The following is a 13,772-nucleotide window of genomic DNA, read 5'->3' as shown; positions in this document are numbered from 1 at the left end:
GCTCAGTACGCGATTTTGGCGGACGTCCGGACTTCCTGGGAGCGCGCCCAGAAAGTCTTGACCCGGTGCTCACACGACTGTAATAGTCGACACCATCCTCACCTTCGACGCGAATGTTCCGCGCCGCACTGTCGAAACGATTCGACGATTCCGGGAGGCCGTCCGTGCGCCAGTCCCCGCTCCGCCGCGCCCTCGTCCCGGTGGTGGCCGCCACCCTGCTGCTGGCCCCCGCGCCGGCGCTCGCGGCGCCGCCACCGCCGTTCCGCGACCCCGCCCTGCCCCTCGCGGCGCGGATCGACGACCTGCTGTCCCGGCTGACCGCGGACGAGAAGATCTCGCTGCTGCACCAGTACGAGCCGGCCATCCCGCGGCTGGGCATCGGGGTGTTCAAGACCGGCACCGAAGCGCTGCACGGCGTCGCCTGGTCGACCGACTACAACGCAGGCGGCGCCGTCGTGAAGGCCGACGGCACGGTGTTCCCGCAGGCGATCGGACTGGCCTCGACGTGGGACCCCGCGCTGGTGCAGCAGGTCGGCACGGCCGTCGGGCAGGAGGCGCGCGGCTTCAACGCGCGCAATCCGACGCTGTGGGGCCTCAACCTGTGGGCGCCGGTGGTCAACCTGCTGCGCGACCCCCGCTGGGGCCGCAACGAAGAGGGCTACTCCGAAGACGCGTACCTCACCGGTGAGCTCGCGACCGCCTACGGCCACGGCATACAGGGCGACGACCCGCGCTACCTGCAGGCCGCACCGACGCTGAAGCACTACCTCGCCTACAACAACGAAGTCAGCCGCGACACCAGCAACTCCTCGGTGCCGCCCAAGATCCTGCACGACTACGACGAGCAGGCGTTCAAGATCCCGCTCCAGGCCGGCGCGGCCAACGCCGTCATGCCGTCGTACAACCTGGTCAACGGGCGGCCCAACACCGTCAGCCCCGACCTCGGCGGCCTGCTGCGGAAGTGGGCGCCGCAGGACATCGCCGTCGTCAGCGACGCCGGTGCGCCGTCCAACCTGGTCAACTCGGAGAAGTACTACGCCACCAAGGCGGAAGCCGACGCGGCGGCGATCAAGGCCGGGCTCGACAGCTTCACCGACAACGACACCAACGGCTCGATCACCGTCGAGGCGGTCAAGGAAGCGCTGTCCCGCGGGCTGCTGACGATGGCGGACGTCGAAAAGGCCGACCGGCACCTGCTGTCGCTGCGGTTCCGGCTCGGCGAGTTCGACCCGCCGGGCCGCAACCCGTACGCGAAGATCACGCCGGCGGTCATCAACTCCCCGGCGCACCAGGCGCTCGCCCGCAAGGTGGCCGGCGAGCAGGTCGTGTTGCTGCGCAACAACGCGAACGCGCTCCCGCTCGACGCGGCGAAGAAGAAGGTCGCCGTCGTCGGTCCGCTCTCCGACACGCTGTACGAAGACTGGTACAGCGGCGCGATGCAGTACCGCGTCACGCCGAAGCAGGGCATCGCGGACCGGCTCGGGGCTCCGGTCGCCTCGTCCGAAGGCGTCGACCGGATCGCGCTGAAGGACCTCGCCACCGGCCGCTACCTGACGGCGCCCGCCGCGCCCGGCAAGGTGACCGCGGGCGGAACCACCGCGGGGACGGCGGAGTCCTTCGACGTCTTCGACTGGGGCGCGGGCAAGAACACCCTGCGCGCGGCCGCGAACGGCAAGTTCCTGAGCTACTCCGGCGGTGCGCTGGTGAACGACGTCGACCAGCCCGCAGGTTGGTTCGTGCAGCAGCAGCTGAAACTCGACCCGCAGCCCGACGGCAGCTACGTGCTCGAGTACGCGGGCAACGAGGTCACCGAGCCGTGGTTCGGCCCGAACCGCTTCGCCGTCGTCGGCGCGGACGGGGTCCTGACGATCTCGTCGCCGGACGCGGCGCACGCGACGAAGTTCGGCCGCGAGGTGCTCACCAGCGGCGTCGCGTCGGCGGTCGCGGCCGCGAAGGGCGTGGACACGGCGGTCGTCGTGGTCGGCAGCATGCCGTTCATCAACGGCCGCGAGGCGAACGATCGCACGAGCACCGAGCTCGCGCCGGGGCAACGCGCGTTGATCGAGGCGGTGCGGAAGGTCAACCCGCACACCGTGGTCGTGGTGGAGAACAGCTACCCGACGACCGGCTGGGACACGCTGTCCGTGCCCGGGATCGTCTGGACCAGCCACGCCGGCCAGGAGACCGGGCACGCCGTCGCGGACGTGTTGTTCGGCGACGTCAACCCGAGCGGGCGGCTCACCCAGACCTGGTACGCCTCCGACGCGGGGCTGCCGAGCATCCTCGACTACGACATCGCGAAGACGGGGATGACCTACCAGTACTACCGGGGGAAGCCGTTGTACCCCTTCGGGTACGGGCTCAGCTACACGAGCTTCCGGTACGGCGCGGTGCACGCTTCACGGGCCGGTTCTTCCGTGCGGGTCAGCGTCGACGTGACGAACACGGGAAGCCGCGCGGGGACCGACGTCGTGCAGCTGTACTCGAAGGCGTCCGGTGTGCAGCGGTTGCGGGACTTCTCCCGCGTGACGCTGTCGCCGCACGAGACGCGGACGGTCCGGTTCGACGTACCGGTGGCGGACCTGGCTTCCTGGGACGTCGCCCGCGACCGGTCGGTGGTGGCGCGGGGCTGGTACGACTTCGCGGTGGGCCGCAACGCATCGGAGGTGTCGGCGGCGCAGCCGGTGTTCGTGCCGGGGGAGCGGGCCGAGCCCCGCGACCTGAGCCGTCCGACGCAGGCGCAGAACTTCGACGACTACTCCGGGACGACGTTGACGGACACGTCGAAAACGTCGGGTACGTCGGTCGCGGCGGTCGCCGGGAGCTGGCTGGCGTACCGGAATGTCGCGCTGGACGGACCCGCGCGGTTCACGGCGTCGGTGTCCACAGTGGAGCCGGCGCGCGTCACGGTGCGGTTGGACTCGCCGACCGGCCGGATCCTGGGCACGGCAACGGTGCCGTCGACCGGGGACCGGTACGCGTACACGACGGTGACGGCCGCGCTGGCGGAGGCGACCGGCCGCCACGACGTCTACCTGACCTTCGACGGACCGGTGAACCTGGCGACGTTCTCGCTGCGGTGACTAGGGTTTCCGGCCGACCCCGGCGTACGGCAGGGTGTTGATGGCGGGGTCGTCGGACATGTCGCCGACGCCCTCGGGCTTCCACATCGCGCAGCCGACCACGCCGGGGTCGACCACCTCGAAGCCGTCGAAGAAGGCGAGGACCTCGTCGTGGGTGCGGGGGACCGGCTGGTTCTGCTGGTCCTGGTTGTTCTTGTACACCTCGACGGCCTCGTCGAGCCGCTTCGACTCGGAGTCCGCCGCGACGTGCGTGACCGCCAGGAAGCTGCCCGGCGCCAGGCGGTCGCGGTAGCGGGCCACGATGCCCACCGGGTCCCACGAGTCGGGGACGAAGTGCAGCAGCAGCAACATGAACACGCCCACCGGCTCGTCGAGGTCCAGCAGCTCGCCCGCTCCCTCGAAGATCTCGTTGGCGTCGCGCAGGTCGGCCTGCAGGACCGTGCAGCGGTCGTTGCCCTGCAGCAGCAGCCTGCTGTGTGCGACGGCCACGGACTCGCGGTCGACGTACACCACGCGGCACGACGGGTCGGCCTGCTGGACGATCTCGTGCAGGTTGCCGGCGGTCGGGATGCCGGAGCCGATGTCGAGGAACTGCCGGACGCCGCTGCCGACCATGTACCGCGCCGCGCGGCGCAGGAACGCGCGGTTGAGGCGGGCCGCGTCGCGCACGCCCGGCATGATCTTGAGGATCTGCTCCCCGAGGGCGCGGTCGGCGGCGAAGTTGTGGTCGCCGTCGAGCCAGAAGTCGTACACCCGCGCCGGGTTCGGCACCGTGGTGTCGATCTCCGGCGGTACCCAGCTCAGCTCCCCGGTCACGGGACCTCCCACCCTCGCCCATTCTGGCGAGCGGGAGTGTAGCGCTCTCACCCGTTCGTGCGGACCCGCCGACCGGCGCCGCCCGCTAAAGTGACGCGGTCACGAGGAGACGAGGCCATGACGAACGTGCCCGGCCGGTGGCCCGTGCTGGGGCACACCGTGCCCCTGCTCCGCGATCCGCTGAAGCTCTTCACCTCCCTTCCGGCGCACGGAGATGTCGTCGAACTCCGCCTCGGCCCGCTACCGGTGCACGTGGTGACGACGCCCGAGCTGACCTGGCGCGTGCTGGCCACCGACGCCGACAAGTTCGACAAGGGCCTGGTCTTCGACAAGATGCGCCCGCTCTTCGGCGACGGCCTGGCCACGTCGAACGGCGAGCTCAACCGCCGCCAGCGCCGCCTGGTGATGCCCGCGTTCGGCCGGACGCGCATCGCGGGCTACGCCGAAAGCACGATCACGAAGCTGGCCGGCGAGCTGGTGGGTTCGTGGCAGCCCGGCGAAGTCGTCCAGTTCGACAAGCGGATGCAGGACCTCGTGCTCACGATCGCCGGCCAGACGCTCTTTTCCACCGCCCTCGGCGACGAAGCACTCGCGGAAATCCGGCGCTCGATCCCGATCATGCTGAAATACGTGCTCATCCGAGCGTTCTCTCCGAAATTCGTGGAAAAACTGCCGATTCCCGCGAACCGGAAGTTCGACGCCGCGGCCAAGCGGTTGCGCGAAGTGATCGGCGAAACCGTGATCACCGCCCGGGAAGCAGGCGCCGACCACGGTGACCTGCTGTCGATGCTGCTGCTGGCCCGCGACGAGGAAACCGGCGAGGGCATGTCCGACCGGCAGGTGCACGACGAGGTCATCACCATCCTGACCACCGGCGCCGAGACCACCGCCGTCGCGCTGGCCTGGTTCTTCCACGAGCTGGGGCAGCACCCGGAGGTCGAACGGCGCTTCCACGCGGAGGTCGACGCGGTCCTGGGCGGCCGGCCCGCGCGCTTCGAAGATCTGCCGGACCTCGTTTACACGCACCAGATCGTCAACGAGATCGTCCGCCGCACGCCGCCGCTCATCCTCATGCGCCGCGCCCGCGAGGACGTCGAACTGGGCGGTGTCACCCTCCGCGCCGGCAGCGAAGTCGCCGTCAGCCAGCACACGCTGCACCGGGATCCGCGCTGGTTCCCGGACCCGGACCGCTTCGACCCGGACCGCTGGGCTCCCGGCGAGACCGCGGAACTGCCGAAGGGCGCGTACATCCCGTTCGGTGCCGGCGCGCGGCTGTGCCCGGGGCACGTGTTCGCGCCGACGGAGATCGGCATCGTCGCCGCCACGATCGGGGCGCGCTGGCGGCTGGTCCCGGTGCCGGGCAAGAAGGTCCGCGCCCAGCTCAAGGCGACCATGCAGCCGAACCGGCTGCCGATGACCGTGGTGCCGCGCGGGACCTGACGGTACGCGGTCGGCTACGAGGTGTAGTGTTCCCGAGTTCCTTCACCTGTCCGAGAGGAAGAACAGCGTGAAGCTGCCCGTCAAGGTGACGTCGGCCTTGTTCGCCTGTGGTGTTCTGCTCGCTTCACTGACCGCCGCGATGCCGGCCGAGGCCGCCGCGATCTCCTGCACCGACACGGATCTGCCGGTCACCGGCCCCGGCCTCCCGCCGCTGGTACCGGGCGCGCCGGCGACGGTGCAAGGCCGGCTGTGCCTGCCGGCCGGGGACGCTCCGGACACCGTCCAGTTGTTGGTGCACGGCGGGACGTACAACAGCGCGTACTGGGACCTGCCGTACGAGCCTGACCGCTATTCGTATCAGCGCGACATGGCCAAGCACGGCTACGCGACGTTCGCCGCCGACCAGCTCGGCGCCGGGAGCAGCAGCCACCCGCTCAGCCTGCCGCTGTCGGTCTGGGCCGCGGCCGAGTCGATGCACGAGGTGGTCGGGCACCTGCGCGCCGGCCGCGTCGGCGGGGTGCCGTTCGCGAAGGTCGTCATCGTCGGCCATTCGGTCGGATCCGGGGTGGTCGCGGTCGAGGCGTCCACCTACCACGACGTCGACGGCGTGGTCCTCACCGGCATCACGCACCTGCCCGCGCTGCCGGTGCTGGCGCTCGGCGCGGCGCTGGGCCTGCAGCCGGCGCTGCTCGACGGTCAGCTCGGTAGGCTGGGCAGCGACCCGCTGTACTTCACGACGAAACCGGGCGCGCGCGCCGGGTTGTTCTACGCGGCGGGCGATGCCGACCCGGCCGTGATCGCCGCCGACGAGGCGACGAAGGACCAGGTTTCGGTGCCCGGGATGGGCACGGTCGCGTTGTTCGGGATCGTGCTCCCGGCGACGAAGGGAATTACCGTACCGGTTTTCCAGGTGGTGGGGGAAAAGGACGTCCTTTTCTGCGGGCTGCTCGCCCTGCGTGACTGTTCGGACGCCGGTGTGCTGCGCGCGCAGGAGGCGCCGTATTACGCCGATCCGTCGAAGCTGTCGATGTACGTCCTCCCGGGTGCCGGTCATTCCGTTGCGTTGCATGAAAACGCGGCGGACTACCGTGACGCCACCCGGTCGTGGCTGCGGGACCGGTTGGCGATCGCTCCGCAGGGTTATCACTCGATTGGATGAATGCTGTTTCGTGTGCCGGACACAATTTCGCGCCAAGATATATCGGCTACCCCGACCGGAGTGCTGACTGAAACCCAGGACAGGCTGAGGTGACTGCTCCTCAACCCCGCGGTGACGACCCGCGGAAGAAGCCGTCCGCCGAACGCGCGGCGAGACGGCTGGGCACGCTCGCGCGCAAATGGGGCTACCTGATCTCCACCACCGCGTACCTGCCGCACACGCCCGAAGAGATCGAGCGCGAACTGGCGGTGCTGGTCGGCAAGGTGTTCGAAGCGGTCGCGAGCGAGCCGCCGGACCTCGACGCGGCCGCCGCCGCGGGCGGGCGGCTCGTCGAGCTGCGCTGCGTGGGCGCGGACAGCCTGCGCCGCACCCTCGAGGTGCTCGGCAAGGCGCTGCTGCGCGAACCGGAGCTGCGCCAGGTCGACGGGCTCGCCGAGCGGGTGGTGCTGGTGCTCGGCGCGCTCAGCTCGGGCTACGGCGAGATGCAGCGCGAAGACATCCAGAAGCGCCAGGAAGGCCTGAGCCGCGCGCTGCTGAAGGTCGAGCAGGAGACGCGGCAGAAGCAGGTCATCACGCGGGCCCAGTTCGAGGAGGTCTTCGCCGGCTCCGCCAGCGGCGTCGCGCTCACCGAGCTGGACGGCCGGGTGCTGCGCGCCAACGCGGCGCTCGCCAAGACGCTCAACCGCACCCCGGCGGAGATCACGTCGATGACGCTGTTCGACCTGGTCCACCCGGACGAGGTCGAACAGCTGCGGGAGTCCTACGCCGAGCTGGTGGCCGGCCGGCTGCACCGGCTGCGCGTCGGACGCCGGCTCGTCGGCAAGGACGGCGAGCCGATGTGGGCGACCTTCGCCGCTTCGGTGGTCCGCGACGCGCTCGGCGCGCCCCGGCAGCTGATCACGATCGTCGACGACGACACCGAGGTGTCGCTGCTGCAGCGGCGGCTGTCCCACCAGGCCCTGCACGACGTGCTGACCGGGCTGCCCAACCGCCAGTTCTTCAGCACCCGCCTGGAAACCCTGCTGCGTGACGCCGACGCGTCCCGCGGGGTCACGCTGTTCCACCTCGACCTGGACGGCTTCTCGCAGATCACCGGCGGCCTCGGCCAGGACCTGGGCGACCGGGTGCTGCGCGGCGTCGCGGCGAAGCTCAAGACGGTGTTCGACGGCGAGAAGGCGCTCGTGGCGCGCCTCGGCGGCGACGAGTTCGGCGTGCTGGTGCAGAACACGGCCGAGACGCCCGGCGTGGTGACGCTCGTCCGGAAGATCACCCACGAGCTCGCGGAGCCGGAGTACGTGGACGGGCACCGCGGGGTCGCGGTGTCGGCCAGCATCGGCGTCGTCCACCGGCCGCCGCGCGACGTCACGCCGGCCGAGCTGCTGCGCGCGTCGGACCTGACGCTGCGCCGCGTCCAGCGGGCCGGCAACCAGTGGGGTTTGTTCGACCGCGAGCTGGACCGCCGCGACCGCCACGACTTCGGCCTCGCCGCGGCGTTGGCGGGTGCCTGGGAGAACGGCGAAATCGAGGTCGGCTACCGACCGCTGGTGGACGCCCGGGACGGCGCGGTCCGGGGCGTCGAGGCGCGGCTGCGCTGGAACCACCCGGCCGAAGGCGTCCTGTCGCACGAAACCTGCGTGCGGCTGGCGGCGGAGACGGGACTGGCGCTGCCGCTGAGCACGTGGCTCCTGCGCACGGCGGCCGAGCGGGTCGTGGCCGCCGACGTCACCGTGCCGCTCACCGTCGAGCTGGCCGCGCACCAGGCCGCCGACCCCGAGCTGGTCGGCGAGATCCGCGGGGTGCTGGAGTCGACCGGCCTCGAACCGGACGGGCTGCGTCCCGGCTTCCCGATGGCCTCGCTGTCGGCGGCGACCGGCGACGCGGCGGACAACCTCAAGGTGCTGGCCGAAATCGGCGTGGGCGCGGAGATCCACGAGTTCGGCGACGTCACGTGCCTGACGGAGTTCCCGGCCCGCGCGGTCCGCGTGGCGGCGCACATCGTGGAGCGGCGCGAGCACCCGCTGGTGGCGCACGCGCTGACGGCCCTGATCGACACGGCCCACCTGGCCGGCGCCGAAGTCGGCGTGACCGGGATCGCGACCGAGGAGCAGGCGCGGTGGTGGCGCGACCGGGGCGCGGACCGGTTGTCCGGGCCGCTGTTCACCGGTTTGCCGGACGGCCTGCCGTCCTGAGGGGTCAGATCCGGACCAGCACCTCGTCGAGGGACTTGCGCCGCAGGTCCGGTACCACGCAGTCGTCGGCCGGGTAGCCGACCGGGATCACCGCGAACGCCTTTTCGTTGCGGGGCCGGCCCAGCAGCTCGCCGAGGAACCGCATCGGTGACGGCGTGTGCGTCAACGCCGCCAGCCCGGCGACCTGCAACGCCGTGAGCAGCATCCCGACCGCGATGCCCACCGACTCGTCGACGTAGTAGTGCTTGCGGACGCCGCCGTCGTCGTCGAGCGCGAACCGTTGCTGGAACACGACGATCAGGTACGGCGCGTCGGTCAGGTGGGGCTTCACCGCGTCCGTGCCCAGCGGCCGCAGCGCGTCGAGCCACGCCTCGCCCAGCCGGCCGTCGTACGAGATCCGCTCCTCCGCTTCGGCGGCCTCGCGGAGCCGCCGGCGCACTTCGGGATCGGTGACGAGCACGAACGTCCACGGCTGCTGGTGCGCGCCGCTGGGTGCCGTGGAGGCCACCGCGATCGCGTCCAGCACCGCGCGTTCGGGCACCGGGTCGGACGAGAACATCCGGACCGACCGCCGCGCCTCCATCCGCTGCCGCAGCGCGGCGGCCTGGGCGAGGGCTTCGTCGTCGGGCAGCCGGGCGGGGCGGTAGGGGACCGGGTGGAAGCTCATGTCCGGATTGTGGCGGGGGACACGCATCCGCCAGCAGGGCCAGACGTACGATTTGCGGGTTTATCCGTTCGACATACGGACAGTAAGGTCATCCTTGCCTCGATTTTTACGCCGAACGGCGCAATACAACTAGGCTGTTCAGCCCTGTCGCGTCCAGTGACCTCCTCATTACCCTCCAGTAGTCAGTGGTGCCGATCACAGTCGCCGGAGGAGGCCCCATGGCGTCGCGCGTCCGAGGACCCGGCTCCGAAGACCGGCGCGAACTGCGGCTCAGGCACATCGCCGGCTGCCTGTCCTGCACCCTCAAGTGCGGGTACTGCGGGCTGCCGGTGCGGCTCACCGGACCGGGCGCGCACCCCGGTTACGGCGTGGTCGAAGAAATCGGGGCGGAACTGGTGCTGCTGCACCGGTTCTGCCGCGGCGCGCTCGGCCGGTGCGGGACGCGGGGGTGCGTGCTGCGGCGCGCCCACCTCGGCCGCGCGACCGAGCAGTACGAAACCGGCCGCCGCCGTCCCGGGCGCTACCAGCGTCTCGGCGTCCGCCGGTCGGCCGACCTCGATCTGTACCGGAAACACTGGCGGGTCGCGAAGATGCGGTACGCGTGCAAGGCGTGCCGGTACTACACCGGCTCGCACTGAGCCGTTCCTTCCAGCACGTCACGGAGGACTCGTGCTCGTTCGTCTCATCCTCGGCCTGCTCATGACCGTCGTCGGCCTCGCCGTCGCCGGCAAGCGGGTGGCGTTCCTGTACCGGCTGATCAAGGCCGGCCAGCCGGACACCAAGCGGTCCGACGACCTGGGTGCCCGGCTCTTCGCGCAGGTGCGCGAAGTGTTCGGCCAGCGCAAGCTGCTGAAGTGGTCGGTGCCCGGCCTGGCGCACTTCTTCACGTTCTGGGGCTTCGTGATCCTCGCTTCGGTGTACCTCGAGGCGTACGGCGCGCTGTTCGACGAGAAGTTCGCGATCCCGTGGATCGGCCACTGGGCGGTGCTGGGCTTCCTGCAGGACTTCATCGCCGTCGCGGTGGCCGTCTCGCTGGGCGTGTTCACGGTGATCCGCATCCGCAACGCCCCCGAGCGCAAGGACCGCGCGTCGCGCTTCTACGGCTCGCACACCGGCGGCGCGTGGCTGATCCTCGTCATGATCTTCAACGTCGTCTGGACGATGTTCTTCTTCCGCGGCGCGTCTTCGGCGTCCGGCAACTTCCCGTACGACAACGGCGCGTACGTCTCGCTCGGCGTCGGGAACCTGCTCGAGCCGCTCGGCCACTCGACGACCGAGGTGCTGGAGACGGTCGGCCTGCTGCTGCACATCGGCGTGATGCTGGTGTTCCTGTCGATCGTGCTGTACTCGAAGCACCTGCACATCTTCGTGGCGCCGATCAACGTCTCGGCGAAGCGGCTGCCGGACGGGCTCGGCCCGCTGCTGCCGATGGAGTCCGGCGGCAAGCCGATCGACTTCGAGGACCCGGGCGAGGACGACACGTTCGGCCGCGGCAAGATCGGCGACTTCACGTGGAAGGGCATGCTGGACTTCGCCACGTGCACCGAATGCGGCCGCTGCCAGTCGCAGTGCCCGGCGTGGAACACCGGGAAGCCGTTGTCGCCCAAGCTCGTCATCATGAACCTGCGCGACAACCTGTTCGAGGAGGCGCCCTACATCCTCGCGGGCACCGAACACGAGGGCGCGCGCCCGCTGGTCGGCCCGGAGGACGACGGCGGCGTCATCGACCCGGACGTCCTCTGGTCGTGCACCACCTGCGGCGCGTGCGTCGAGCAGTGCCCGGTGGACATCGAGCACGTCGACCACATCGTCGACATGCGCCGCTACCAGGTGATGATCGAGTCGGCGTTCCCGACCGAGCTGGGCGGGCTGTTCAAGAACCTGGAGACCAAGGGCAACCCGTGGGGCCAGAACAACTCGGAGCGGCTGGCCTGGACGAAGGACCTCGGCTTCGACGTCCCGGTGTTCGACGGTGAGCTCGCGGAGGACGTCGAATACGTCTACTGGGTCGGCTGCGCGGGAGCGTTCGACGACCAGGCCCGCAAGACGGTCCGCGCCACGGCGGAACTGCTGCACATCGCGGGCGTCAAGTACGTGGTGCTGGGCAAGGAGGAGTCCTGCACCGGCGACCCGGCGCGGCGGGCGGGCAACGAGTTCCTGTTCCAGATGATGGCCCAGCAGACGGCCGAGACGCTCAACGCCGTGTTCGAGGGCCGCGAGCCGAGGCTGCGCAAGATCGTCACGACGTGCCCGCACTGCCTCAACACGCTCGGGCGCGAGTACCCGGACCTGGACGGGCACTACGAGGTGGTCCACCACACGCAGCTGCTCAACCGCCTGGTCCGCGGCGGCCAGTTGACCCCGGTCGCGAGCGTGGACGCCGGCCCGCGCGTGACGTACCACGACCCGTGCTACCTGGGCCGCCACAACAAGGTGTACACGCCACCTCGCGAGCTGGTGGGCGCGACGGGCGCGACGCTGGAGGAGATGCCCCGCCACGCGGACCGGGCCCTGTGCTGCGGAGCCGGCGGTGCGCGCATGTGGATGGAGGAGCAGATCGGCAAGCGCATCAACCTGGAGCGCGTGGACGAAGCCATCGCGACCGACGCGGAGACGATCGTGACGGGGTGCCCGTTCTGCCGGGTGATGCTGACGGACGGGCTGGTCCAGCGGCAGAGCGAGCAGAAGGCGGAGAACGTGGACGTCCGCGACGTGGCGCAGTTGCTGCTGGAGCGGGTGAAAGCCCCGGAGGCGGCTCCCAAGCCCTGAGCGCGCTTACTGGTCGACGGCTTTGATCGTCGCGCAGAACCCTTCGATGGCGGCGAGGTCCTGCTTCGGGACCTCGTCGCCGGAGAAGTGCATGAGGTCGTTCCGGATCCGGCGCGCTTCTTTGAGCAGGTCGAGGAACGCCTGGTGGTCGAGTGGCCACTTCAGCATGTCGAAGTGGTGCCGGTCCTCGAAGAGCCGCACGTAGTTGCCGAAGGTCGGGTTCCCGTTCGCCCACGGGGGCGTGACCCGGTCGAGCAGGTCCTCGGGCAGGGTGCGCTTGGTCTGGCGGCGAAGCCGCAGCTCGGCTTCTTCCAGGAGGGAGAACGGCCGGGCGAGCGTGCCGAACTGGCGGGCGAGATCGTTGGCGGTCACGATGCCGATGAGCTTCTTGCGGTCCTCTCCCCGGACGAAGACGAAGCCGCGCCGGTAGATTTCGTCGATCTGCTCGAAGAGTTCGTCGTCGAAGTCGACGACCCGGACCTGGGTGGTGGCGTCCCGCAACGTCGGCGCGGGGTTCGCCAGGCGGGCCCGGCCGATGGATTCCCAGCTGACCGCGCCGACGCAGAACCCGTCCTCGTCCGTGACCGCCAGCTGGGAGTAGTTCTTGGCCAGCATGAGCGTCACCGCGGTGGCGAGCGGCCTCCCGGCCGTGACGGCCTCGACGGCGGGCTCGTCCGGCAGGACCGCGCGCACCATCCACTTGGTGGGCAGCTCGTCCGGGACCTCGACGTCGGGTGCCTCCGGGTCCGCCGTGCCCGGCTCGTCGGCGACCGGGACCAGCTCGACGGCCGTGTCCATCCGGGCCGTGGTGAACGGCGGCCTGGTCGTGACCCCGTGCTCGGCCAGCTCGGACTGGACGGTCACCAGCGACGTCGCGGTGCGCCGCCGGTAGCCCCACATGCCCAGCAGGTTCCGGACGGTCAGCGTCACGGGCGCCGCACCGTTCTCGACGGCTTCCCACAGGTCGGCCCGGGTCGCGTCGGGATCGAGGTTCGCCGAGGCGTGCTGCCAGCCCGGATCCGGCCGGCCGGCGGCGACTTCGGCGATCCGCCGGGCGGCGTCGTGGCGGCTCAGCCGGCAGACGGTGAGCAGGGAGCCGAGACTGCCGCGCAGGTCGGGTCCGAACTCACCGGGGTCGATGTCCGTCCGCAGCCACCGCACCGGCCGGGCGTGCCGGCACTCCGGCGTCGCGCCGGGGCGGTAGTGGTACTGCCCCGTGACCTCGCCGATGGCGAACTTCCGGATGTTCTTGAGCGGCATGACGACGAGGTCGCCCTCGCTCATCTCCCGGTAGAACCGCCACAGCTGCCCGGCCCAGTTCCCGATCACGGACGCCGACCGTTGCGGGTAGCACTCCCGCAGCCCCGCCTTGAGCGCTCCCTTGTCGCCGAACCGGCCGAGCGCGGGAACCCCGCCCCAGCCGACGATCGCCAGACCTTCGGCGAGGGACTCCCGGTCGCGCTCGCCTTGCCTACCCGCGCGGACTTGCCAAGCTGACTTCATCGTTCTCCTGGTTCCCGGACCGACTGGCTTACGCACCCAGTCGGTCCGGGAACGCCGATCGTCGCCCGGATCCGCGGCGGTTCACCCGTTCGCCGCGTATTTCCCCGCCGTGGTCCGGCTCCGTCTCGAGTCGGGCCACGGAGGAG

9 protein-coding genes are annotated in these 13,772 nt (G+C 70.6%); 6 read left to right on the top strand and 3 right to left on the bottom strand.

Annotation, left to right across the window (positions count from 1 at the left end; translation table 11 throughout):
* The first annotated feature begins 164 nt into the window (after positions 1-164).
* Positions 165-3,083, top strand: a complete 2,919-nt coding sequence (locus ABFJ78_RS38470; protein ID WP_436392369.1) for a glycoside hydrolase family 3 C-terminal domain-containing protein — start codon at positions 165-167, stop codon at positions 3,081-3,083.
* Here ABFJ78_RS38470 and ABFJ78_RS38465 read toward each other — a convergent pair whose 3' ends face one another.
* Positions 3,084-3,899 (bottom strand): SAM-dependent methyltransferase, encoded by an 816-nt coding sequence (locus ABFJ78_RS38465; RefSeq protein WP_436392368.1) that lies wholly within the window; start codon positions 3,897-3,899, stop codon positions 3,084-3,086.
* Between the two features lie 117 nt (positions 3,900-4,016).
* On the opposite strand from ABFJ78_RS38465, the gene ABFJ78_RS38460 reads away from it, so the two are divergent.
* The 3 genes from ABFJ78_RS38460 to ABFJ78_RS38450 all read left to right on the top strand — a co-directional run bounded on the left by ABFJ78_RS38460 (position 4,017) and on the right by ABFJ78_RS38450 (position 8,687).
* On the top strand, positions 4,017-5,339 hold the full coding sequence (locus ABFJ78_RS38460) for a cytochrome P450 (RefSeq protein WP_436392367.1): 1,323 nt from the start codon (positions 4,017-4,019) through the stop codon (positions 5,337-5,339).
* 67 nt (positions 5,340-5,406) lie between these two features.
* Positions 5,407-6,498, top strand: a complete 1,092-nt coding sequence (locus ABFJ78_RS38455; protein ID WP_436392366.1) for an alpha/beta hydrolase — start codon at positions 5,407-5,409, stop codon at positions 6,496-6,498.
* A gap of 89 nt (positions 6,499-6,587) precedes the next feature.
* Positions 6,588-8,687 carry a putative bifunctional diguanylate cyclase/phosphodiesterase gene (locus ABFJ78_RS38450; RefSeq protein ID WP_436392365.1) on the top strand — a complete coding sequence of 700 codons (2,100 nt, stop codon included), beginning with the start codon at positions 6,588-6,590 and terminating at the stop codon, positions 8,685-8,687.
* Positions 8,688-8,691: 4 nt separating this feature from the next.
* On the opposite strand, the gene ABFJ78_RS38445 is transcribed toward ABFJ78_RS38450, so the two are convergent.
* Positions 8,692-9,354 carry a nitroreductase family protein gene (locus tag ABFJ78_RS38445; RefSeq protein WP_436392364.1) on the bottom strand — a complete coding sequence of 221 codons (663 nt, stop codon included), beginning with the start codon at positions 9,352-9,354 and terminating at the stop codon, positions 8,692-8,694.
* Positions 9,355-9,572: 218 nt separating this feature from the next.
* Here ABFJ78_RS38445 and ABFJ78_RS38440 point away from each other — a divergent pair, with 218 nt between their 5' ends.
* Together ABFJ78_RS38440 and ABFJ78_RS38435 are read left to right on the top strand one after the other, a co-directional pair.
* Entirely contained in the window at positions 9,573-9,992 is a 420-nt protein-coding gene (locus ABFJ78_RS38440; protein WP_364458182.1) for a hypothetical protein, read from the top strand.
* 31 nt (positions 9,993-10,023) lie between these two features.
* Positions 10,024-12,123, top strand: coding sequence for a (Fe-S)-binding protein (locus ABFJ78_RS38435; RefSeq protein WP_436392363.1), 2,100 nt, complete (start codon positions 10,024-10,026; stop codon positions 12,121-12,123).
* 6 nt (positions 12,124-12,129) lie between these two features.
* On the opposite strand, the gene ABFJ78_RS38430 is transcribed toward ABFJ78_RS38435, so the two are convergent.
* A complete protein-coding gene (locus ABFJ78_RS38430) occupies positions 12,130-13,626 on the bottom strand; it encodes a CBS domain-containing protein (protein ID WP_436392362.1) in 1,497 nt (498 codons plus the stop codon).
* Positions 13,627-13,772: the final 146 nt, after the last annotated feature.

The organism is Amycolatopsis sp. MEPSY49 (assembly GCF_051337345.1).
Classification (GTDB): domain Bacteria; phylum Actinomycetota; class Actinomycetes; order Mycobacteriales; family Pseudonocardiaceae; genus Amycolatopsis.
The sequence above is the reverse complement of the archived record's forward strand: the minus strand, read 5'-3'. Positions and strand labels throughout refer to the sequence as shown.

Excerpts from the sequence above, each read along its gene's own strand:
- ABFJ78_RS38460 (WP_436392367.1), top strand. The coding sequence starts at position 4,017 with ATGACGAACGTGCCCGGCCGGTGGCCCGTGCTGGGGCACACCGTGCCC.
- ABFJ78_RS38445 (WP_436392364.1), bottom strand. The coding sequence starts at position 9,354 with ATGAGCTTCCACCCGGTCCCCTACCGCCCCGCCCGGCTGCCCGACGAC.
- ABFJ78_RS38440 (WP_364458182.1), top strand. The coding sequence starts at position 9,573 with ATGGCGTCGCGCGTCCGAGGACCCGGCTCCGAAGACCGGCGCGAACTG.
- ABFJ78_RS38430 (WP_436392362.1), bottom strand. The coding sequence starts at position 13,626 with ATGAAGTCAGCTTGGCAAGTCCGCGCGGGTAGGCAAGGCGAGCGCGAC.